The 22,812-nt window shown below is 39.9% G+C and carries 17 protein-coding genes; 9 read left to right on the forward strand and 8 right to left on the reverse strand.

The window, feature by feature from the left end:
• Positions 1 to 32 precede the first annotated feature (32 nt).
• From ACGTNH_RS06060 to ACGTNH_RS06070, 3 genes are read right to left on the reverse strand one after another with little or no spacing between them, the layout of a single operon-like run.
• Positions 33 to 1,703, reverse strand: a complete 1,671-nt coding sequence (locus ACGTNH_RS06060) for an alpha-amylase family glycosyl hydrolase (RefSeq protein ID WP_394586145.1) — start codon at positions 1,701 to 1,703, stop codon at positions 33 to 35.
• On the reverse strand, positions 1,703 to 4,342 hold the full coding sequence (locus ACGTNH_RS06065; protein WP_394585746.1) for a glycoside hydrolase family 38 N-terminal domain-containing protein: 2,640 nt from the start codon (positions 4,340 to 4,342) through the stop codon (positions 1,703 to 1,705). The genes ACGTNH_RS06060 and ACGTNH_RS06065 overlap by 1 nt, the downstream gene beginning before the upstream one ends.
• 60 nt (positions 4,343 to 4,402) lie before the next feature.
• Positions 4,403 to 6,370, reverse strand: a complete 1,968-nt coding sequence (locus ACGTNH_RS06070; protein WP_394585747.1) for a fructose-specific PTS transporter subunit EIIC — start codon at positions 6,368 to 6,370, stop codon at positions 4,403 to 4,405.
• Between the two features lie 150 nt (positions 6,371 to 6,520).
• Between ACGTNH_RS06070 and ACGTNH_RS06075 the strand changes: the two genes are divergently transcribed.
• Positions 6,521 to 7,273, forward strand: coding sequence for a MurR/RpiR family transcriptional regulator (locus ACGTNH_RS06075; protein ID WP_394585748.1), 753 nt, complete (start codon positions 6,521 to 6,523; stop codon positions 7,271 to 7,273).
• Between the two features lie 187 nt (positions 7,274 to 7,460).
• Here the strand turns inward: ACGTNH_RS06075 and gntK are convergent, their stop codons facing one another.
• From gntK to gnd, 3 genes are all read right to left on the reverse strand, one after another.
• Positions 7,461 to 9,005, reverse strand: a complete 1,545-nt coding sequence (gene gntK / locus ACGTNH_RS06080; protein ID WP_394585749.1) for a gluconokinase — start codon at positions 9,003 to 9,005, stop codon at positions 7,461 to 7,463.
• A 78-nt stretch (positions 9,006 to 9,083) separates the two neighbouring features.
• Positions 9,084 to 10,439 (reverse strand): GntT/GntP/DsdX family permease, encoded by a 1,356-nt coding sequence (locus ACGTNH_RS06085; protein WP_394585750.1) that lies wholly within the window; start codon positions 10,437 to 10,439, stop codon positions 9,084 to 9,086.
• Positions 10,440 to 10,498: 59 nt separating this feature from the next.
• Positions 10,499 to 11,398, reverse strand: coding sequence for a phosphogluconate dehydrogenase (NAD(+)-dependent, decarboxylating) (gene gnd / locus ACGTNH_RS06090; RefSeq protein ID WP_394585751.1), 900 nt, complete (start codon positions 11,396 to 11,398; stop codon positions 10,499 to 10,501).
• Positions 11,399 to 11,538: 140 nt separating this feature from the next.
• On the opposite strand from gnd, the gene ACGTNH_RS06095 reads away from it, so the two are divergent.
• Complete coding sequence (locus ACGTNH_RS06095; RefSeq protein WP_394585752.1) at positions 11,539 to 12,393, forward strand: MurR/RpiR family transcriptional regulator; 855 nt, start codon at positions 11,539 to 11,541, stop codon at positions 12,391 to 12,393.
• Between the two features lie 24 nt (positions 12,394 to 12,417).
• Here ACGTNH_RS06095 and ACGTNH_RS06100 read toward each other — a convergent pair whose 3' ends face one another.
• Positions 12,418 to 13,473, reverse strand: coding sequence for a hypothetical protein (locus ACGTNH_RS06100; protein ID WP_394585753.1), 1,056 nt, complete (start codon positions 13,471 to 13,473; stop codon positions 12,418 to 12,420).
• A 207-nt stretch (positions 13,474 to 13,680) separates the two neighbouring features.
• Between ACGTNH_RS06100 and ACGTNH_RS06105 the strand changes: the two genes are divergently transcribed.
• On the forward strand, positions 13,681 to 15,255 hold the full coding sequence (locus ACGTNH_RS06105) for a glycosyltransferase (RefSeq protein ID WP_394585754.1): 1,575 nt from the start codon (positions 13,681 to 13,683) through the stop codon (positions 15,253 to 15,255).
• A 200-nt stretch (positions 15,256 to 15,455) separates the two neighbouring features.
• Here the strand turns inward: ACGTNH_RS06105 and ACGTNH_RS06110 are convergent, their stop codons facing one another.
• Positions 15,456 to 16,217: a sugar phosphate isomerase/epimerase family protein gene (locus ACGTNH_RS06110; RefSeq protein ID WP_394585755.1), complete on the reverse strand. Its 762-nt coding sequence runs from the start codon at positions 16,215 to 16,217 to the stop codon at positions 15,456 to 15,458.
• A gap of 510 nt (positions 16,218 to 16,727) precedes the next feature.
• Between ACGTNH_RS06110 and ACGTNH_RS06115 the strand changes: the two genes are divergently transcribed.
• From ACGTNH_RS06115 to ACGTNH_RS06140, 6 genes are all read left to right on the forward strand, one after another.
• The gene (locus ACGTNH_RS06115; protein WP_394585756.1) at positions 16,728 to 18,032 is read left to right on the forward strand and encodes an ABC transporter substrate-binding protein; all 1,305 of its coding nucleotides are present in this window, start codon (positions 16,728 to 16,730) and stop codon (positions 18,030 to 18,032) included.
• Between the two features lie 207 nt (positions 18,033 to 18,239).
• Positions 18,240 to 19,100: a carbohydrate ABC transporter permease gene (locus ACGTNH_RS06120; RefSeq protein WP_394585757.1), complete on the forward strand. Its 861-nt coding sequence runs from the start codon at positions 18,240 to 18,242 to the stop codon at positions 19,098 to 19,100.
• A complete protein-coding gene (locus ACGTNH_RS06125; RefSeq protein ID WP_394585758.1) occupies positions 19,100 to 19,924 on the forward strand; it encodes a carbohydrate ABC transporter permease in 825 nt (274 codons plus the stop codon). The genes ACGTNH_RS06120 and ACGTNH_RS06125 overlap by 1 nt, the downstream gene beginning before the upstream one ends.
• A gap of 21 nt (positions 19,925 to 19,945) precedes the next feature.
• Complete coding sequence (locus ACGTNH_RS06130; RefSeq protein WP_394585759.1) at positions 19,946 to 21,013, forward strand: LacI family DNA-binding transcriptional regulator; 1,068 nt, start codon at positions 19,946 to 19,948, stop codon at positions 21,011 to 21,013.
• Positions 21,014 to 21,033: 20 nt separating this feature from the next.
• Entirely contained in the window at positions 21,034 to 21,753 is a 720-nt protein-coding gene (locus ACGTNH_RS06135; protein ID WP_394585760.1) for a ThuA domain-containing protein, read from the forward strand.
• 24 nt (positions 21,754 to 21,777) lie between these two features.
• A complete protein-coding gene (locus ACGTNH_RS06140; protein WP_394585762.1) occupies positions 21,778 to 22,809 on the forward strand; it encodes a Gfo/Idh/MocA family protein in 1,032 nt (343 codons plus the stop codon).
• The last annotated feature ends 3 nt before the right edge of the window (positions 22,810 to 22,812 follow it).

The following is a 22,812-nucleotide window of genomic DNA, read 5'->3' on the forward strand; positions in this document are numbered from 1 at the left end:
GTCATTGTACCACAAGTTTGTATAATAAGTTGTCAACGTCTCAGCCATATAAAGTCGTAGCCCCCAAGGGTAATGGATCCACTATTACCAACTGGGCCCCAAAGCTTTGTACCATGATAAGGTAAATTAAACGAAACATCATCGCGTGATGTGTTCACGGCAAAAAATATTTCTTCTCCCGTCTGTTCGTTTATTCGCTTTAACGCGAAAATACGCTCATCTATTTCTAAGACCTCCTGGACAGCGTATGGGGAAAATGCTGTTTCACTTTGTCTAATATGAATCATCTCTTTAAGTCCGTAAAAAATGGCTGAGCGCCTCTCATTTTCATGGACTTCTCGTTTAATCCGCTCGTACTCTAACTTCTCCCGGTTAATTCGACGAGGGATCCCAGAAACCTCATACCCTTTTCGATCATTCTTTGAACCTAGCAAAGAATGGTAATAAATCGCGGGCACACCAATAACGGAGAGTAAAATAGAATGGGCAGCCAGCATTTTCTTTACCCCGTCTGCTTCCGTAAGGTCTTCTTCTTTGTTTATAAGTGCCTCAGAATAATTAATGTTTAACTCGTATACGGATTGACTTCCATCTGGATTACTTTTATAAGAAACTTCTCCGCCGTTTCGCTTCACTTGTTCAACGAGCAGGTGTTGTTCCTTGTCTTTTAAAATGCCTTCTGTCGGACGCATACCTATACCATCATGGCTGGCTAAAAAGTTAAAATAAGTGGCTGAATCAGATACTTTCTCAATTGATTTTGCCCATTCCGTTAATTTATCAGCCTTATGAGTCATCAAACTATAGAGAACAAGGGGAGGGAGGCTGAATTGATAGACCATGTTAGCTTCATTCTTCCCATCTCCAAAATAGCTGATGTTTTCTTTGTGCGGCACATTTGTCTCCGTAATGAGCTGAGTATTCGGCTTAAAGGCATTGAGGATCGTATGCCATAAGCGGATAATTTCATGCGCTTCTTCTAAGTGAATGGAGGTTGTACCTGATTTTTTCCAAATAAATCCGATCGCGTCTAACCGAATGCTTGCAGCTCCTTGGTTTGCGTACTCTAGTAATATATCTGTCATTTCCACGAGTACAGGAATATGCTTGAAGTTCACATCCACTTGATCCTCACTAAATGTTGTCCAAGCTGTTTTCCCACCCCCATACTCATGAAAAAGAGGAGAAGTTCTCGGCCGGACCACTTGACTGGTGTCAAACTGTTCATCTTTCGGGATAAAGTAATGACGGTAGTCGGGATGATCTTTTAAATACTCCTGAAACCACTCACTTGATTTCGACATGTGGTTCGCAACAAAGTCAAACATCATTCGAAAATCATTGGAGAAGGAACGAATATCAGACCATGAACCGAGCTCAGGGTTGATCGCACGATAATCCGTAACTGAAAAGCCGTCATCCGACGTATAAGGAAACATTGGCAAAAGGTGCACATCAGTAATGGTTTCACCTGCTTCTTCTTTTAAAAACTGATGCAGAGCTGGCAGTGCAGGTTCATTTTTACTATAAATGCTGTCCCCGTAGGAAATGAGATAGACGCTCTTTTCCGTTGGAGTCTTTGCGGCCTGCCATTCCTCTTTTTCCCAGCGATTGATAAGCTGCTCAAAAAGCTGTAGATCCTTATCTGAAACGTCATCATAAATGTTTACTAAATGCTTTTTTATTTGATCCAGCAAATTCATCACTCAGCACCTCCGTTGGATAATCGAATCGTCTGAAAGCTTTTCGCTTCCACAAACAAATCACCTTCAGGCTCTTCGTTTAAATTTACCGCTTCGACATCGGGGCGTCCTTTGATATCAATTGCACGTTTAACATCAGCAGGATTGAACACTCTAATAATTAAATCTTTACTGTCATAAGCTTTTTTCACTGAACTGACAAACAATCCATCATCGAAAAGTTCAGTAAGGGAATACTGACTAGGCAGCTTTTTCACGGGGTATGGAATTTCAAATCTGTCCAGTCGTTCTTCAAAAGTATTTAATTCTTGTCTCTGATACGTCACATAACGTTCCTTGTAACGTACGGCACTATCAAACAATTCTTCTGCGCAAAGCTCACTGCCAGACAACCGCAGTGCGTATTCAAACGTCATTTCTCCGTGCATCTGAGCATCAGGAGTCGTCACGACCTTATTGTTAATTCCAGAAGCACGTCCAGGTCTCCACATTAAATCATCGCGTCCAAGCAGCCCGACACTACGGAACATCGTGAGAGCAATCGAAGAATCGACAATCTCATATTCTTTTATTCCTTTTGTGAATGCCATAAGTGAACCACGCTCACTTAAAAGCCCGGCGAACTGTTCGACTTTATAAATAGGAACGGGCGCTTCCTTGTATCCTTGCTCACGCCAGTCAGTCATTCGCTCACTTACTACAGGACGACGAATTAAACTATATCCCTGATCGCCATAAGAGAAATTCGGATTTTCCACAGGCGTTTTCACCAGAACACGTAAGCGGTGATCATTTACGTGGTTATCCACCACATGTTTCATTCGAACAAAGCTTTCATCCTTGCGAAGTTCAATGACCGTCTTTATAGAAAAAGCTTCATCAGAAACACCCTGTTTACGAGCCGATAAGTCTTGCGGTAATTGCATCTTGTGGCTCACGGTCAACCTGTGCACAGCATCGGAATGCTCCACAGAAAGAAGCTCAGCCTTACCAGAGATGATGGGTGGGTCATTTGGAAGAGGAGAATAATCGTATGAATCTCCTGCGTCTGCCGTATCCTCAAATTGAATAAAATCTTTAATTGTTGCGTTGGAAGCACGTTCTTGTAACGTAAGGGTGCCGTCTTTCCATTCCACGGAATAATGACGGTTACCGATCGATTGAGCTTGCACTTCACTAAGATTGTCACTAATACCTTCCTCTTCAACAATCTTCCACGTAGAGTACCCTAACGCAGGCAATTCCGTGTGAGGAATATACACTTCTGAGCGGTAGTAACCAGGAATCTCGACCTCTTGATCTCCTTGGGCAGTAACCACTATTTTTTTCCCTCCGCTCAAGTAATCTTGTTGCATAATAGAAAATTTGAGTTTCTCCTCCTTCATGGAATGGATTCCAAACTGAGGTGTTTTTGTAAACATTACGGATTGAATGCCGCCCTGGTAGGGTTTAGGATCTGTATTAAAGATCACTACAAGATCATCATGCTTTTCTTCGTTACGAATCGCTTCCGTCATTTGTTTTTTAAGAAGATTCATAAGACCATCTGCCTGACGATTCACTTTTATGAGACGTTGGATGATATCGTGATTCGTCTCATCAGAGTTACAACCTCCGATGCTGTCATGTGCATGCACATCAAACAGCTGTTTCCACATAAGATCCAGCCATTCTTGAGGGTATCTAAGGCCTACGTGTAAAGCAATTGTAGCAAGAGGTTCTAATTGGTGAATGAGTTTGTGTTCGACTTCATCGTTCAGTTTTTTAATATCATACCGCTGTGAACCGATTGTGTTGTGGATGCGTGAACCTTCGGTTCCGATCAGTTCCCCTTCAATCACGTTATTAAAGAAGTTGGATTCCCATGTATCATTCATAAAAGTCTCATAATCTGATAGGACAAATTCATAGCGATCATCTTTTTTATTTAATTGCTGAATGGTCGCCGGGAAATGAGCGCGGACCAATACTTGGTCACCTCCTGAAGGAAGAAGTAAGTGATTCGTGTCTTGATTTACGTTTTCAAGTTTCTCAAGCATCGGCTGTAGACGCTCGTAATGAAATTCATCATCTGAACTTAAGAATTTTCCTGGCCCGTATCCTAAAGGGATAACATTTGCTTTTACTTGTTTTCCGTCTGGAGACTGCCACAAGAAATTCGTGTTCCCATCAAGTTGGTCTTGATAGATGCCTCGTTGAAGTATGGCGTTATCAATACCGAATCCTTTAAAAATAGAAGGGAGGTACTGGTTTTGCCCGAAGATGTCGGGGAGATAGCCGATGTTCATCGAATGACCCATCTCTTTGGCACCTTTAACTCCGTAAAGCAAATTTCTAATCAGTGATTCTTTGTGGACGAGTAAAGAGTCCGCCTGCGTATACCAAGGCCCGACAAACAGTCGTTTCTCGGTAATTAGACTACGAAGACGTTCGGTGTTCTTAGGACGCACTTTTAAATACTCATCAACAATGGAAATTTGAGCGTCAAATACATACCCGTGATAATCTGGGTTTTCTTCTAAAATCGTTACGAGATGATCAAGGTTTTCAGCAAGTAATAAGTTTGAATCCTCTATAGTGAAATACCATTCCCTGTCCCAGTGAGAGTGGGGAACGACATAAACGCGCTTTTTTGACATGGAAAACTTCCTCCTTTAGCATGGGAGCCTGCCCGGGGGAGTACGGACAGGCAAGGTGAGTTATTCAACCGTCATTCGTCCTCTTTTAATTAATGAATGGCGAATGAAGATGTTAGCTAGTGCTATAAACAGAGCACCGACAGTCAAACCAATCAGGTAAGCCCAAATATTTTCAACGAGCGGCCAGCCCCAGAATGCTGGTAACGGATACCACTGAATGGCACCGAGTAATACCGCCGTTACTGAACCGATAATCGCTCCAATAATATTAATCGGAATAGTAATAAGCGGGTTGCGTAGCATGAATGGAATCGCACCTTCACTAATGGCAATAAAGCCAAGCAAAATCGACGTATTACCGGCTACACGAAGGTTGGCGTCGAAAACCCTGCGACCTACAACAAACCGGTCAATGACAGTTGCTAACCCAAGGCCGATCGGCGGGATAACGATCGCTAGCACGCGGGCCGTTAAAGGGAAAATCTCGTCAGCTGCCAGTCCAATTGCGATGGCGCCTGCTGCTTTGTTAACAGGGCCGCCAAGGTCAAATGCTGTAGCAGAGGCAATAATTGTCGACAACACAACCTCCCCGGATTCTTGAGCAGATTCGATGGTTACTCGAAGAAGCTCGTTTAATCCACCAAACACAGGGTCTACCACATAAAAATTTAATAAGAAAATAGACATCACACTGATGGCTGGAATGATAAGCATTGGCTTCATCGCTTGGAAATTTTTATTCAACTTAATCTTTTCATTTAAAAATTTTGCAATATATCCAGCGGTTAAACCTAAGATGAGAGCACCTAAGAAGCCAGATGGAATTCCTTCTTCCACTCCCCAATATTGATAGTGAACCCCGGCAGCAAATAGACCACCTATAAAACCAGCTACAATCCCTACTCGATCGGCAAGAGAATAAGCGGTAAAAGCAGCAAAGATGGGGTACATAAATTGAAAAATAAGAAACCCAAATTTATCTAAATGGTGCAAAATAACAAATAATTCATTGTCAGAAGTGGCATAGCTAGGATCATTAATCTCATTAACAAGGCCAAATGGAATCGCTCCAAGCTTTGCAATCCCCATCATAAGTCCGGCAGCCACAATGACCGGAATCATGTAAGAAATACCGGTTAAAATGGCTTGTCCCATTTCTGCAAGCACGCCTTGCTTTTTATTAGATGTAGTAGAAGATTCCTCTTCACCATTGGATTCGACCACGCCGTCAGGATCAGTTAACACTTGATCGATTAATTCTTCGCCTCTTTCCAGCGGGGCTGCTACTCGAGTTTGGACATAAGGAAGACCTTTAAAGCGTTCTTTACCTTTAGGTGTTATATCCGTTGCAAAAACGACAGCGTCCGCTTGATTAATACGTTCTGCTGTATGTTCGTCTTCAAGACCGTTAGCTCCCTGTTTTTCGGAAAAGACACGTACGCCTTTTTTCTTTCCGGCTTGCTCCATCGCTTCAGCAGCCATATACGTGTGGGCAATCCCGGCAGCACAAGCAGTGACGACAAGTACAGTACGATCCATTCCCTGGATCGGTTGTTCAACATTATGGTTGTCCTCCTGATCCAGAGCTTCAATGAATTCATTTGAATTTGCCGCTTCCATTAATCGTTGATAATACGATTTATCCATTAATCTTGTACTAAGTTCAGCTAATAAGTTTAAATGCGTTGATCCTGCTTCCCCTTCAGGTATGGCAAGTAAAAAGACAAGTTCTACTTTATTGTCAGGATCAATGCTTTCCCAGTCTTCAATAGGAGTGGAAAGTCTTGCTACTGCAAAACCGGCTTTTTTTACCGCCTCTGATTTTCCATGTGGAATAGCTAGCCCCGCTTCAAAACCCGTAGCGGATAACTTTTCTCTTTCTAATACTTCTTTGTAAAAGTCGTCCCTGGATGTCAAATATCCTTCATCATACAATTGTTCGGTTAACTTTCTTATGACATTTTCTTTATTAGAATCTGTTATGTCAAAGCGAATAAGTGATGATGTTGTCATTTGTGCTAATTTCATTCCCGTCACCCTTTCTATCTTTTTGTAAGTGTTTTCATTTGCTTAATTCATTTGTATCATAGGTTAAGTACCGGTAGTTATACAGGAAATGTACAATTGTACATTCTGCATGCTATACTCTGGTTATTATCTAGAAAAGAGGCTTAGTTAATGGGCGTTTTACTTGATACATTTTCAGAAAAGATCCCTTTGTTGACGCATTCAGAGAAGCATGTATTGTATTACATTGAACATCATTGGGAAAAGTCAAAAAACATGCCGCTGACACAAATGGCAGCAGAAAATAACGTGAGCACGACGACAGTGATCCGTTTGTGTCACAAACTTAATATGGAAGGTTTCTCAGAATTAAAATACTTTTTGAAAAATTATCAAGCAGCAGAACTTCCAGGAGATCTTGATCCTATAGAGCGATACAAAAAAGATGTACAAGATAGTTTGTCGCAATTGCGTGCAGATGATTTACGAAACATCGCTCAATCGATTGAAGAAGCCAGTCGGATCGTTATATTGTCTGTTGGACTTACAAAAATGATAGGGGAGTATGTAAGTAAAAGACTCATGCAGATGAATTTGTCGACCACGTATATTTATGAGTCTCATATGATCGACCTTATTAGTAATTGGATTAGTAAAGATGATCTTGTCATTTTTATTTCTTCAAGCGGAGAAACAGAGACGCTAATTAAAGCGTGCGATAAAATTGATCATTTAAACATTAAAACAGTGGCCATGACAAATAATCCGGACAGCCGGCTGTTTAAAACATGCAGGCAGGCGGTCAGTGCCCCGGTCGAAAAAGTATCGTATGAAGGATATGATGTCTCCAACCGATCGTCACTTGTTATGCTCGCTGACTTAACCTTTGAATATTATTTGAAGTTTATGTCTGAAAAAGAATAAGCTTTAGGAGCTGCTTGCTGATTATTGTAATTAAAGCTATCGGGGGTTTATTTCGTCCACTTTAAAAAGACTGCGAATGAGTAATGCAATGTGTGGAGGAAGCGGTGCTATTATAAACAGAACGACCCGATCCAATTCAAATGAATGGTTCGGGTCGTTCTGTTTATCGTTTTGCTCCAGCTTCATGTTATTTTATATGTTTTCTCTGGTATTCTGCAATAGCGCCATACTCTTCTTCAAATAAGCGCGATAACCTTATATAAATGGGAAGAAGTTCACGATAGACAGCAGATGTTTCAGGAACCGGATCGTGGGTGTGAGTATTACCGATCATATCAGAAACAATACTGAAATCTTCAATCTCCCCTGTGGCATACATTCCTAAAACGATCGCTCCCAGACAAGAACTTTCATAGCTTTCTGGTACCACGACAGGCTTATCAAAGATGTCTGTCATCATCTGCCGCCAAACTTCTGATCGAGCAAAACCTCCGGTAGCTTGAATCCGCTGGGGTTCACCCGTCAATTCCTCGAGCGCGAGAAGAACGGTATATAAGTTGTAAATAATCCCCTCAAGAACGGCGCGGACCATGTGTTGTTTTTCGTGATGAATGCTGAGACCAAAAAACGAGCCCCGAGCACTTGAATTCCATAGTGGAGCTCGTTCTCCTGTTAAGAAAGGATGGAACACTAAACCGTCAGATCCTGCAGGGACGTTGGTTGCAATTTTTGTGAGCACATCATAAGGATCGATTCCAAGCCGTTTAGCTGTTTCAACTTCAGCTGCAGCAAACTCATCGCGCAGCCATCGTAACACCATTCCGCCGTTATTTACCGGACCGCCGATAACCCAATGGTCCTCAGTGAGTGCATAACAGAAAATTCGACCCTTTGGATCCGTTTTCGGTTCGTTTGTGACGCTTCGTATAGCACCACTTGTACCTATGGTTACAGCAATAACTCCTGGCTCTATCGCATTAACGCCCAAATTAGATAACACCCCATCACTTGCGCCAACGATGAATGGGGTATTCTCTGCAATACCAAGGTACGGTTGATACTCTTTCCGGATACCTGCAATAGAATGAGTAGTGGGCACTATCGTTGATAATTGATCTGATGTAATTCCCGCAACCTGTAAGGCCCCTTCATCCCAGTTTAACTCTTGTAAATTAAATAACCCTGTAGCGGAGGCAATCGAGTGATCAACAATATATTCACCAAACAACTTATAAAAAACATACTCTTTAATAGAGATGAACTTTTTAGCTTTAACAAATACTTCTGGCTTTTCTTCTTTCATCCACATTAATTTGGCGAGAGGCGACATCGCGTGCACAGGTGTCCCTGTACGCAAATAAATGTCATGGCCGTTTAGTTCTTCTTTAAGTTTTCTAGCATACTCGGCACTTCTTGTATCCGCCCATGTAATGCTGTTGGTTAATAACTCGTCTTCTTCATCTACAGCAATCAAGCTGTGCATGGCGGAACTAAAAGAAACAAACGATAAATCTCCGTCGTTAAGTTTCGCTTTTCTTACTGTTTCTCGAATGGTACCAAGAACAGCATCTAAGATTTCAGATGGATCTTGTTCAGCTACAAGCTGGTTGGGAGTATGTAAAGGGTAATTAATGGTATGTTGAGTCACCACTTCTCCTTTTTTTGTGAAAAGTACGGACTTGGTACTGGTTGTACCAATATCTACCCCTAAATAATAAGATAGTGAAGTCATCGCTGTTCCTCCTGTGTGAATCTATTTATGAAAAAGGGACAGACACATGGCTATCCCCTTTTCACAGTTAAATATAGTTTACGATATAAACAAGCTTATGACGAATACGACGGAAAATCCGACGAAACCGATAATGGTTTCCATAACAGTCCACGATTTCAGAGTGTCTTTAACATCGAGTCCAAAGTATCGGTTAACGAGCCAGAATCCAGAGTCATTCACGTGAGAAAATACGGTAGCCCCTGCTGCAATGGAGATAACAACGAGACCGAGGACTGGGCCGTCTAGACCAAGCGTCTCAATTAATGGTGAGACAAGTCCGGCAGCTGTAACCATAGCCACCGTAGCAGAACCTTGAGCTAAGCGTACAGCTGTAGAAATGACAAAGGCTAAAAGTACGGGTGGAAGCGCAGAATCAATCATGATTTCACCGAGGACATCACCGACCCCTGAATCAATTAATACTTGTTTAAATACACCACCAGCACCTGTAACTAGAATAATAATCCCAGCAGGTTCCAGTGCTTTTGTAGCAATTTCTTGAACTTCATCTCTTGTGTAGCCGCGTTTCGTTCCCAGGAACGTAAACGTAAGTAAAGTAGCGAGGGTTAGGGCTACAAATGGGTGACCAAGGAAAGTAGCAATGCTTCGGAATAAGTTTCCTTCCTCTAACATCAGCTCTGAAATCGTATTCATTAAAATTAATACTAAAGGGATAAAGATAAGCGTGGCGATTAAGCCAAAACCAGGCAGCTCTTTATCGTATTCTTTTTGCTGCTCTTCTTCACTAATCTCCATGTAATCTGGTACGCCTACGTTAATCTTAGAAGCGATAAAACGGCCGAATAAAGGACCTGCTAGAATCATAGAAGGAATACCTGCCAGCACACCGAAAAGGATAACCCAGCCAAGGTCTGCACCCACTAAATCGGCTACTGCTATAGGGCCGGGAGTAGGGGGGATAAAGCTGTGAGTCACCGCTAAACCAGCCAGTAAAGGAATTCCGTAATATAAAATTGATTTTCCTGCTTTTTTAGCTAATCCATAAACGATGGGGACTAATATAATAAATCCAACATCAAAAAACACAGGTATGGCAACTAGAAAACCAGTAATCCCTAAAGCCCATTGCGCTTTATCTTCACCAAATTTAGCAATCAATGTCTGGGCTAGTCGTTCAGCTCCGCCGGAAACTTCTAAAAGCTTACCAAACATAGCACCTAAACCAACAACAACTGCAACAAATCCAAGTGTTCCGCCCATGCCGCTTTCCATGGAATCGATGACATCGCCTAAAGGCATCCCTGCAGCAATACCTACGACTAAACTAACGAGTAAAAGGGCAACAAACGCGTGTAACTTTGTACGAATAACTAAAAATAATAGTAAGAAAATTCCCGTTATAGCTACGAAAATTAATGATAAATCTGACATGTTATCTCCTCCTTTGAATGTAATGAACCGCTTTCACAAAATAGATTAAAGAATGGTAGTTACTTATGTTTTACGACAGCATGTCCACCGAATTCATTCCTTAATGCCGCCACAACTTTACCTGAGAAAGTATCCTCTTCCTGAGAACGATAACGCATCATAAGAGATAGCGCAATGATAGGTGCAGAAGTTTGTAGGTCGAGTGCCGTTTCTACAGTCCATTTCCCTTCCCCAGAAGAATTCATTACTCCTCGAAGATCCTCAAGATTTGCATCTTTTGAAAAAGCTTGTTCCATTAGTTCCATTAACCACGAGCGAATGACAGATCCATGGTTCCATACTTTAGCTACTTTCTCATAGTCATAATTGAACTCACTCTTATGAAGGATATCAAATCCTTCTCCAATGGCTTGCATCATTCCATATTCGATCCCATTATGGACCATTTTTAGAAAGTGACCGCTTCCCGTTTTACCTGTATAAAGATAACCATTCTCCACACACACGTCTTCAAAAATCGGTTCAATATGTTTAAATTTATCGGGATGGCCTCCGATCATTGTACATGCACCGCTTCTAGCTCCATCAGTTCCTCCGCTTGTACCACAATCAAATAAATAAATTCCCTTATCTTCTAGAAACTCCGATTGTTTAAGAGTATCTTTGTAGTTTGAATTACCACCATCAATAATCATGTCACCCTGGTCCAATAGTTCTGAAAGGTTCTGAATGACTTTTTCAGTTACTTCACCAGCAGGTACCATCAGCCAAATGACTCGTGGAGTTGGAAGATCATTAACCAACTGCTCTAAAGAATTACGATAAAAAAATTTTTCTCGATTTATTTTTTCTTGAACCGTTAAGTCTGAATCATAACCTACAACAGTATGATCATGGTCTAGTAAGTTCAAGCTCAAGTTAAGGCCCATTTTTCCAAGGCCAACCATACCTATTTTCATAAGAACTGCCTCCTTAGTGGCAAAAGAATATTTTTTCACCTACGAGAGATTATATCAAAAAAAATTTCGTAAGCAAGATATTTAAAAAATTATTTTTTCTTATATACTATTAATATGACACTTAAGCAGGGGGGCGCATGATGGAACGGGAGACACAGCATGGATTGGCAAGAATTAGAAGCAGTTATTCGAAGTTTAGTGATAAAGAGAAGAAAATTGCAGATTACATCCTCGAGCAGCCGGAAACGATCATCCACCATACGATTAACCAAGTAGCCGATGAATTGGATGTAGCAGAATCGACGGTTTTTCGTTTTTGTAAACGAATTGGCTTTAAAGGTTATCAAGCATTAAAGATTGCTTTAGCTGCTGAGATTGTAACCCCTATTAAAGATATTCATGAGGAAATTAATGATGGGGATAGTATCATAACGGTTTCCGAAAAAGTCTTTCATTCTAATAGTAAGACGCTGGAGAGTACGTTACAGATTCTTGACGGTCAAGCGATTGAAGAAGCTGTTGATGCTTTACTGCAAGCAAGAAAAATTGAATTTTATGGCTGTGGGGGGTCAGCGGTGGTCGCTCTAGATGGTTATCATAAATTTATTCGAACAGGATTGTTAACTAGTACTCAGCTTGATTCCCATATGCAGTTAATGTCGGCATCCCAGCTGGCAGAAGACGATGTAGCAGTCATTATTTCTCACTCTGGCACGACGAAGGATTCTCTCGATGTTCTTAGAGTTCTAAAGGAAAAAGGAATAAAGACGATTGCTATAACGAACTTTGCGAAATCACCACTAACAAAAGAAGCCGATATATCTCTTTATACAGTATCCGAAGAAACTGACTTTCGTTCAGAAGCATTTTCATCAAGAATTGCTCAGTTAAGTATTATTGACGCGCTGTATACAAACATCATGATAGCTAAGCAGGAAACGGGAAAACGTTCTCTTGAAGATATGCGAGAAGCCATGTCGTTAAAAAGACTATAAATAAACGGGGTCTGCAGACCCCGTTTATTTATGATTTTGTATTTCTTTATTTATTTCTTGATAAATATCTTCATAATCATTTTCTAAGAAAAGGTCGTGGCATTCATTATTTAAATATTTTGCCTGTTGTAAATAAATAATTCCTTTTTTCATATAGGATTTATAAGATTTAGTGAGTTCTTCAATTTCTTCCGCATATTTTTCATCCGTTCCTGCTGTAACTGTTTCTGCATAGAGGTCGACGATAGAATCTCCTTTACGCTCAGGAAAGTACTCATGCGGATCGGTACTGTCGAACACACAAATACCCAGTTCCCGCAATACGACCATATCAATACTTTCAGGGTCAAAACCACAGTGATACAGTTCAACATTGTGGCCTAATGTCTCTGCTTCTTCAGCCACTTTTCGTAAAAAGGTTGATTTGCCTGTTCCTGCACGCCCCTTAATAAAATAGCGACGCTCTAACCCTTCCGTTAAATTCGGGATATAATCTACAACTCCCTCTGGTGTAGACGCCCCAAAAAAGCGGTGTTTCGTTCTTTGCATGGAAGCAGTTGGTGCTTTTGAAAGATTGAGCTGGTTTATAAAATCATCGGTTAAGTCGTTTGCTTTTGAAAAATTCATATTCGTGATATAAATAAGTTCCAGATCGTCATGAATGTCTAACCCGATTTTAAAAGCTTCCTGAGCTTGATGATAGGCTTCTTTCATTTGACGTTTGTAAAGTTGAATTTTGTGTTCTAAATGGCTGGATAAAGGAGCGGAAACAAAACGTTCAGTAGTGGCTTTTCCGAACCCACGAACAATATGATGACCAGCATAAACGCCGACCTTTAATTCGGGTAGTATAAAGCCGTCCAGGGCCTTATGGTTAGCAGCACAGTGGATCATTTCTACTTCGTATCCTTTATTCCTCCATTCTTTTGCCAATATCATTAAAGGATCAGATGCACTAATTAATTCTCCTCTTTTCCATCTGATGACGTGATCCAACCCTTGGTAATTAGATAAATAAAATGGATAGAATCCTTTAGCTGTATGGTCGCCTCCAAAATAATGGATTTCTTTACCCTTCACATTCTCACGCTCCTCTTTTTGTAAGGTATGTAACGCAAGAGGACTGGGTGAAAGTCTAATGCAAACATATTTCTGTAAATTCCTTCAATAAAAGGAGTTTAAATTTAAAGAATATGGGAAAAGACAAGATGTTGTACACATAAATTGTTGACTAAGAACGAATGTACTAATAACTAACTAAACTAACCTTTCAAAGCAGGTGAGATCATGGATAAACAACAACCTATCTTTTTCTTAATGAATTCAATCGATTTGGTCAGAGGGGGATTAACTAAGGCTTCGCTGAAGCAGGCTTCCACCTTTGCTGAAATGGGATTTGATGTCTATATGGTAACCTTCAACTATAATCTTAACTATCCGCAAATCAGACGCCAATTAGTAGAAATGGATAAAATCCATCCCAATGTTACCATCCTAAATCACTATGAGGAATTAGATGGAAATATGGAAAATTCTCCAAGTAAAAAGTCGCTTAAGAAGAAAACTCTAAAAGATTTAGCAGGAGGCGGGACCATTGACAAGCGTAATGGAAAGAACGCTTACCGCATTTATCAAAATGGAGTTTATACAAAATACATCGATTATGGGGATGATGACCACCTTAACTTTATTGATTATTTTAATGAAAACCGCTACCGAACGAAAAGAGAAGATTTTGATCCTAAAGGAAATATAAAGAGAATTGTATTTATGGATTTCAACAAGAATAAGCCTAGGCAGAAGGTGTATTACAATAAAAAAAGAGAGGCCTATTTATCAGAATGGATTGATCCTAAAGCAGGATCGGTGATTCGGATTAATCAGTTTAATCCTAAAACTGGAGAGCTTATTAAAATATACAGAGAAGGCAGTACCAAGTTTAAAGTGGATTGGATTACCAGTCTTCTATCACAGTATAAAGATCCGGTTGTCATTTCTGACACGCGCAGCACAGATGAAGTGTTAGCAGAAATCCCTCGTAAATATGCTACAAAAATATGGCGTCTTCACAGCAGTCATGTTCATTATCCGTTTGATGAAAATGGAGAAATAGCAACTAAGGTGAAAACAGCAATAAAAAATCTGGATCAATACGATGGTGCTTTTGTATTAACAGAACAGCAAAGACAGGATTTGATTCGTCGCTTTGGAAAAGAGGGTTTCTTCCATACGATCCCTCATTATCATGAGTCTAAGGGTAAGAGCCGGGGAGCTATTAAGAAGGTATTGTCTAACGATGAGCGTGATCCAAAACTAGCCGTAGTTGTAAGCCGGCTATCTACATTAAAAAGAATTGATCATACTATAAAAGCTTTCAAGAAAGTCGTACAATACATTCCAGACGCAAAGCTTGAAATCTGGGGTACTGGAACAGAAGAAGAGAAGCTGAAATCGCTGGTTAAAGAGCAGAGATTAGAGGGAAACGTTAGTATTAAAGGTTATACCCATGATCCGGATGAAGTGTATCAACGTGGTTTGTTTTCTGTATTAACATCTAAAAGTGAAGGTTTTGCGTTATCCGTTTTGGAAAGTACAGTTAACGAGACTCCTGTTGTCAGCTATGATGTACGCTATGGCCCTAACGATTTAATTCAGCACAATGTGACAGGAAAGCTGGTAGAAGATAAAAATGTCGAAGCCTTAGCTGAAGAAATGATTGATTTGTTTAGGAATCCCGAAACTACTAAGCAAATGGGAGTAAAAGGTGCTGCCTTTATTAAGGAGAACTTTAGTAAAGAATCCTACAAAGATAAATTTCTTACTTCCATTGCTAAAGTAGAAGAATATAAAAGACAGCATTGATAATAAAATTAGTGTAAACGTAGATCCTGCAGGAAAGTGCTCTTTGCTTTACAAGGAATCTGAGGCCGTGCCCTCGGAAAGCGAGTTTTATGACTGAGCATTGTTGTGAATATTCTTTAACAAAAATAATCCGAACGATTTTGAAAAAATCAGTTCGGATTATTTTTGCTTTATTTAGTTTTGCCCCAGCCTGTTTACTATTATTTCATTAAATGAGGTAGCTTTGTTTTTAAGTAATTCATGCTTATCTCTAAACTTTCTAAAGGGGACTTTCGGCTTTCATCTTGTTCTACGATCCACCATTGTACGTCTGTTTGCTCCCCCAGTGATAAAACAGAATCAAGGTCAATGCCTCCAGATCCTAACTCCGCAAAAAATTGTTCCTCATCCGTCGTCATGTCTTTCAAGTGTAGGAGAGGAGTTCTACGGTCATAGCGTTTTATCCATTCAACTGGATCCTCACCAGCTTTCTTAAGCCAATAAATATCAAATTCCGCTTTAACATCAAGAGGATCCGTTTCTTCAAAGATCATTTCAAGAAATGTTCCTCCTTCTTGACGTTTTTCCAGTTCGAAATCATGGTTGTGATAACATAGCTTTATTCCTTCTAAACGACACATCTCACCAGCTCTTTTTAAAATCTCGATGAGCTGTTGGTAGTCATTTTCATTTTGAGGTTCGAAGTAAGGACACACAATATATTTACTTCCAAGTGTTTTTTGTACCTCGATTACTTGTGTTAAATTATTTTTAATTTGTTCCAGTGGTACATGACTGGAAGCTGCTGTTAAACCAATCTCATCTAAAATTTCCTTCATTTCGCTTGCCGTATAATCCCCGAGGCCAGCGAATTCCACGCCATCAAACCCTAAATCAGCGACTTTTCTTAACGTACCTTCAAAATCTTTTTCGGTTTCTTCACGCAGTGTGTATAACTGCACGGCTACAGGTATCGCATTCATGCATCTCCCTCTTTTCTATTAAAATGGTGTTAGAACATGTCTTCCCTTAAATCTTACAAAATCACTTTAAAAAAACCAAATTTTCTGTAAAAACATTAAAAATTTATCGATAGATTTTCAATAAGATTTGCGAAAACGTTTGCCATAAAATCGTTGGTAGAACAGGGGGCCTGGGGGCTATGGGTAATTATGGTTATTGAAATCGGTTACAAAATAAAAATATTATCTAAAAATTCATGTTGTTATTCTATTTTTACCATGGTATAGTTTAGATAATGAATTTGTGCAAACGTATTCACGAAAACGTATCCAATCTCTGTACTAGTACTTATTGAGCGTTTTTACAGCATTGTGCTTCGTTGCTACATACAAAATGCAAACGAGTGCACTAGAGTTGTGAGATGCAGATAAGTCGAAGGATTACGCCATAATAACCTAACCATCTATTTTTTATGTGAATAGTGGAAGCGCATTCATTTAATTAGACAAATTATTAGGGGAGTGTGTTACATGAAGAAGAAAAAGTTTTATACAGGAATGGCTTCAGCACTGCTGGCTTCAACTGTTTTAGCAGGTTGTTCCTTTTCGTCAGGAGATTCTGGATCCGATGATGGCGAAGGTTCTGAAGATCAAGTAACCGTTGATGTCTTTCAGTTTAAAGTAGAATTCAAGAATCAGTTTGAAGAATTAGTAGATATGTATGAAGAGGAAAATCCTGATGTAAATATTAATGTTAAAACGGTTGGTGGCGGTAATGATTATGGACAAGCCCTGAAAACAGCCTTTTCATCTGGTGAAGATCCTGACATTTTTAACGTAGGCGGACCTGCAGATGTAGATGAGTATGAAGATTACCTAACAGACCTTTCAGATACAGAAGCTGCAGGAGCTGCGCTAGAAGGCACACTTTCAGCTGTAGAGCGTGATGGTGAAATTTTGGGACTTCCTTTTAACCAGGAAGGGTACGGCATTCTCTACAATAAGCAAATGTTTGAAGATGCAGGTGTGGATGCAGAATCTATTAAAACAATGGATGATTTAGAGGAAGCTGTGCAAACGATCGACGAGCAGAAGGATGACTTAGGTATTGAAGCGCCATTTGCGTTGCCAGCTAAAGAGCAGTGGGTGCTAGGCAACCACTTAGCGAATACGTTCCTAGCTACTGAGTTTGATAATGACTTAACAGCAGCTTATGAAGCTGACACCGTGGAGTTTGAGCAGGGAGATCAAATGCAGCATTTCCTAGATCTGCAAGCTGACTACTCTGTAGGGCCTGTACTAAGCCTTGACTACTCTCAGCAAGTAGAAGAGCATTTCTCTTTAGAGAATGTGGCTATGATCCAGCAAGGTAACTGGGTTTACAACACACTTGAAGAAATGGATCCTGAATTCGCCGAGAATAACGTAGGTCTGCTGCCAATTCCGGTTGAAGGACAAGAAGGTAAGCTTCCTGTTGGAGTAGCTAATAACTGGGCAGTAAACAATCAGGCTGACGAGGAAGTAATTGAAGCTAGTAAAGATTTCTTAGACTGGATGTACATGTCTGATGAAGGTAAGAAGTTTGTAACAGAAGAATTTAAATTCATTCCAGCGTATGAAGGCTATGAAGATCAAAACATTGCTGACCCTATTTCTGAAGAAGTTTACAAATATGCATCTGAAGAAGAAACCTTGGGATGGGTCTTCATGGGGGCACCGACATCATGGACTGAAGATCACTTAGGATCTGCTATGCAAGAATACCTTGGCGGAGACATTGAGTGGGAAGAAGTTGAAGAAAAGGCACGTAATGGCTGGGAAAGCGCCAGACAATAATTTTTGAATGCAGAATCGACAAGAGCATGATTTCATGCTCTTGATCGATTCATTAATTGAATATCTTTTCTATTAGGGTGTTTAGGCAATTAGACAGCCTAATAGATGAGATGTTCATCTTTCATTACTCTCTGAAATCGATTTCATAAAACTCGCTTCTACTTTTATACATAAAAGTTAGCGTAATCAGCATTGGAGGACGGTCGCATGCATAATAAAAGCCTTGCCTTTTGGTTATTCCTAACCCCTGTTATATTAGGCCTTGGGGTAGTCGTGGTCATTCCATTCATTTATGGATTTATCTATTCATTTACAGACTGGAATGGACTTAGAGCTAATGAGTTTCTAGGATTACAAAACTATATTAATTTGTTCCAGGAAGCCGAATTTATGAACTCCATCTGGTTTACTACAAAATTTGCTTTTGTAGCAGTTATTCTATTAAACGTATTTGGGTTAGGATTAGCTTTAATCGTAACTAGAAACCTGAAATCTAGTAACTTATTAAGAACAATCTTCTTCATGCCTAACCTTATCGGCGGACTCATCCTAGGATTTATTTGGCAGTTTATTTTTATCAGTGTATTTGGTGACATCGGAGATTTAACAGGTATTGAAGGTTTTAATGGCTGGTTGTCTACAGCAAATACTGGATTTTGGGGAATTGTCATTCTTACGTGCTGGCAAATGGCTGGTTACATTATGATCATTTATATAGCTTACTTAGAAAATATACCTAAGGACTTGATTGAAGCGGCTAAAATTGATGGGGCTAATGGATTTCAACGTTTTAAAAATATTACATTTCCACTAGTTGCACCTGCATTTACAATTAGTATGTTTCTAACCTTATCCATGTCCTTTAAGATCTATGACCAAAACCTGTCATTAACAAATGGGGGGCCAGCTAACCAAACTCAAATGGTTGCGATGGAAATTGTAAACACAGCGTTCTCTGATAATGACATGGCTTATGCTCAGGCAAAAGCAGTTATCTTCTTCTTGATTGTATCTGTTGTTGCATTAACTCAAGTGTATTACAACAAGAAGCGGGAGGTTGAGATGTAATGAAGAAGAACAACGAAAAGAGAAATTTATTCTCAATCGAAATATTAGGTCTCGTGTTAGGATTGCTTTGGATTGCTCCATTTTATTTAATGATTGTTAATGCCTTTAAAACAAAACGTGATATCTTTACAGGAGTACTAGGGTTTCCGGAAGAATGGATTACAGAAAACTTTGTAGAAGCGTTTATCGATCTTGAGTTCCTTAAGTCATTATTTAATTCAACGCTGATTACAGGCTTAAGTGTAGCGATCATAATCATTTTCTCATCCATGGCAGGTTACGCTCTTGCTCGAAATAAGAGTAAGTTAAGCGGCATTATGTTTTTCGTATTCGTAGCTGCTATGCTGATTCCTTTCCAATCAGTAATGATCCCGTTAGTTGCTCTTTTCGGTCAGGCAGATATGCTGAATGCGGGTGGATTGATCTTCATGTACTTAGGATTTGGTTGCAGCTTATCCATTTTCTTGTATCACGGAGCTATGACTGGAGTTTCAAAATCAATGGATGAAGCAGCCATCATCGACGGAGCTAACCGTTTTCAATTATTTTGGTTCATTGTTTTTCCATTATTGAAGCCGATTTCTGTCACAGTAGGTATTTTGAATGTTATCTGGATTTGGAATGATTATTTACTTCCATCTCTCGTGTTAAGCGAATCAAACGCAACGATTCCGTTGAAGATGTTTTTCTTCTTCGGCCAATATACGAAGCAATGGCACCTAGCATTAGCTGGTTTAACCATTGCCATTATTCCTGTGATTATTGGATACTTCTTCGCTCAAAAACAAATCATTGCAGGAGTTTCTGAAGGTGCCGTGAAATAATAGTTAAAGGGGTGGATGAACATGTCAGTCACAATAAAAGATGTTGCGAAACGAGCAAATGTGGCCCCATCCACTGTGTCCCGAGTAATATCTGATAGTCCAAGAATAAGTGAAGATACAAAAAGAAGAGTCCGAAAGATTATGGAGGAAATGGGCTACCATTTAAACATAAATGGGCGAGTTCTCGTCCGTCAGTCCACTCAAACAATTGGAATTGTGATGAAGGACTCTGCGACTCATTCATTTGAAAATCCATTCTTTTCAGAGATACTTAAAGGGATAAGTGAATCCTGCCATACAAGAGATTATAGTTTGAACTTAACAACCGGTGAATCTGAGGAATCGATTTTTCAAGATGTCGTTAAAATGGTTCAAGGAAAACGTGTGGATGGTATCATCGTTCTTTACTCTAAAGAAGATGACAAAGTAGCCCCTTATTTAATGAAGCATAATTTTCCCTTTGTGGTTGTGGGCAAACCACTATACGGGGCCAATAAGTTTATGTATGTGGATAATGATAATATCGAAGCCAGCCGGGAAGCCACGAATTATTTAATTGATCGAGGTCATAAAGATTTAGGTTTCATCGGTGGAGATTTAAAATTTGAAGTGACAAGAGATCGATTAAAGGGTTTTAAACTGGCAGCGAAACACCATGGTATAGAAATCAACGATCACTCTGTTAAAAGTATAGATTTAAATGATACGGTGGCAAACGGTAAAAAAATTGTAAAAGATTTAATGGGATTGCCCCAGCCGCCTACTGGTTTAGTGATAACGGATGATTACAATGGACTGACTGTCATGTCTGCCTTACAAGAACAAAATATAAAAGTTCCAGATAATGTTAGTATTATAGGCTTTAACAATACAATGATCGCTAAGCTGGCTAATCCACCATTAACGACAGTAGATACAAATCCTTATCAGCTTGGATATGAAGCCTCAAATGGTTTAATTGATATTCTCCATGAGCCGAGTATGATAAAAAGAGGAGTTATTATTCCAACAAACATTGTAGAAAGAGAGTCATGCCTTTCTATAAACCCGAGTAAAGGAAAGTTAAAACCACAACTAGACATAAATTAACCTAAAAAGGAGCGATTGTAATGAATATTACTGTATGGAATGAATATCGACATGAAAAAGAGAATCAGGTTGTAGCTGATATCTATCCGGAGGGAATCCACGGAGCTATTGCTGGATTTTTAGAAGGTGAGGACCATGTAGTTCGCACAGCAACATTAGATGAAGAAGAACACGGACTTACGGATGAAGTGCTTAATGATACAGAAGTATTAGTTTGGTGGGGGCACAAAGCTCATGATGAGGTTTCAGAGGAAGTCGCTGAAAAAGTAAAGCAGCGGGTTCTGGATGGAATGGGGCTTGTCGTTCTACACTCTGCCCATTTTTCAAAAGTTTTTAAAAAGCTCATGGGTACCACTTGCGATTTGAAATGGCGTGAAGCCGACGATAAAGAACGGATCTGGGTTGTAGATCCAACGCACCCAATTACAGAAGGTCTTGGGGAGTACATTGATATAGAGAAAGAAGAAATGTACGGAGAGCACTTTGATATACCTGCACCAGATGAGCTTGTATTTGTGAGCTGGTTTGAAGGCGGAGAAGTTTTTCGGAGCGGAGCAACATTTAAGCGTGGTCGTGGGAAGATTTTCTACTTCCGTCCGGGACATGAAACGTATCCTACTTATTATCATGAAGAAGTACAAAAAGTTATCCAAAATGGTGTGAAATGGGTGAACAATGGAGGTACACCTAAGAACGTTTACGGAAATGCTCAACCGTTAGAAAAGATTTCTGAGAAGTAAATAATAGAAGGAGGAGGAAAAACAATGTCAAAATTAAAAGTTGCTGTAATCGGATGTGGAAGTATTGCTCAGAACCGTCACCTGCTTGAGTACGAGGGGAATGAGAAAGTGGATATTGCAGCTGTCTGCGATATTGTTGAAGAACGAGCTATGGTTACAGCTGAAGCTTTTGGAGCTAAATCATACACGGACTATGAAGAACTTTTGAATAAGGAAGACGTAGATGCAGTGAGCGTATGTTTACCGAACTACCTTCATGCTCCTGTTTCCATAGCAGCTTTAAATGCAGGGGCCAACGTACTTTGTGAAAAACCAATGGCAACGTCTCATGAAGAAGCTGAACAAATGATCGAAGCAGCAGAACGCAATGGAAAGAAACTAATGATTGCTCATAACCAACGCTTTGTTTCTTCTCATGAAAAAGCACGTAAACTGATCGAAAATGGGGATATAGGGAAGGTTTACAGCTTCCGCACTACGTTTGGACACGGAGGACCTGAAGGATGGAGTGCTGATGGAGAAGACAGCTGGTTCTTTAAAAAAGAAGAAGCTTTCATTGGAGCTATGGGAGACCTTGGAGTACATAAGGCGGATCTCCTTCGCCATATTCTTGGAGAGGAATTTGTCGATGTAGCTGGATTTGTTGAAAATAATGCCAAAGACAGAATTTCTGTAGATGATAATGCTGTCTGCATCCTTCGTACAGAAAGTGGTGTAGTTGGAACTTTGACTGCAAGCTGGGCTTACAATTCAGCAGAAGATAACTCTACAGTGATCTATGGAGAAAAAGGCACCCTTCGTTTAGAGGATAATCCTACGTACTCTTTAATCGCGCAATATACAAACGGTGAAATTGTAAAATATGAGCTTGGTCAAATTCAATCCAACGATGAAGGCGGACAAACAAATACAGGAGTTATTGATCATTTTGTCGAATGTATTATTGAAGATAAGAAGCCTCTTATTGATGGGGAAGAAGGAAAGCGTTCGCTGGATGTTATTTTAGCAGCGCTTGAATCAGGAGAAACCCGTAAAATAACAAAGTTAGAGAAGTGATTG

The organism is Halobacillus sp. B23F22_1, from assembly GCF_043497005.1.
Taxonomy (GTDB): domain Bacteria; phylum Bacillota; class Bacilli; order Bacillales; family Halobacillaceae; genus Halobacillus_A.

Excerpts from the sequence above, each read along its gene's own strand:
- ACGTNH_RS06140 (WP_394585762.1), top strand. The coding sequence starts at position 21,778 with ATGTCAAAATTAAAAGTTGCTGTAATCGGATGTGGAAGTATTGCTCAG.
- ACGTNH_RS06120 (WP_394585757.1), top strand. The coding sequence starts at position 18,240 with ATGCATAATAAAAGCCTTGCCTTTTGGTTATTCCTAACCCCTGTTATA.
- ACGTNH_RS06115 (WP_394585756.1), top strand. The coding sequence starts at position 16,728 with ATGAAGAAGAAAAAGTTTTATACAGGAATGGCTTCAGCACTGCTGGCT.
- ACGTNH_RS06135 (WP_394585760.1), top strand. The coding sequence starts at position 21,034 with ATGAATATTACTGTATGGAATGAATATCGACATGAAAAAGAGAATCAG.
- ACGTNH_RS06070 (WP_394585747.1), bottom strand. The coding sequence starts at position 6,370 with ATGAAATTAGCACAAATGACAACATCATCACTTATTCGCTTTGACATA.
- ACGTNH_RS06085 (WP_394585750.1), bottom strand. The coding sequence starts at position 10,439 with ATGTCAGATTTATCATTAATTTTCGTAGCTATAACGGGAATTTTCTTA.
- ACGTNH_RS06130 (WP_394585759.1), top strand. The coding sequence starts at position 19,946 with ATGTCAGTCACAATAAAAGATGTTGCGAAACGAGCAAATGTGGCCCCA.
- gnd (WP_394585751.1), bottom strand. The coding sequence starts at position 11,398 with ATGAAAATAGGTATGGTTGGCCTTGGAAAAATGGGCCTTAACTTGAGC.
- gntK (WP_394585749.1), bottom strand. The coding sequence starts at position 9,005 with ATGACTTCACTATCTTATTATTTAGGGGTAGATATTGGTACAACCAGT.
- ACGTNH_RS06095 (WP_394585752.1), top strand. The coding sequence starts at position 11,539 with ATGGAACGGGAGACACAGCATGGATTGGCAAGAATTAGAAGCAGTTAT.
- ACGTNH_RS06105 (WP_394585754.1), top strand. The coding sequence starts at position 13,681 with ATGGATAAACAACAACCTATCTTTTTCTTAATGAATTCAATCGATTTG.
- ACGTNH_RS06075 (WP_394585748.1), top strand. The coding sequence starts at position 6,521 with ATGGGCGTTTTACTTGATACATTTTCAGAAAAGATCCCTTTGTTGACG.
- ACGTNH_RS06110 (WP_394585755.1), bottom strand. The coding sequence starts at position 16,217 with ATGAATGCGATACCTGTAGCCGTGCAGTTATACACACTGCGTGAAGAA.
- ACGTNH_RS06060 (WP_394586145.1), bottom strand. The coding sequence starts at position 1,703 with ATGAATTTGCTGGATCAAATAAAAAAGCATTTAGTAAACATTTATGAT.
- ACGTNH_RS06125 (WP_394585758.1), top strand. The coding sequence starts at position 19,100 with ATGAAGAAGAACAACGAAAAGAGAAATTTATTCTCAATCGAAATATTA.
- ACGTNH_RS06065 (WP_394585746.1), bottom strand. The coding sequence starts at position 4,342 with ATGTCAAAAAAGCGCGTTTATGTCGTTCCCCACTCTCACTGGGACAGG.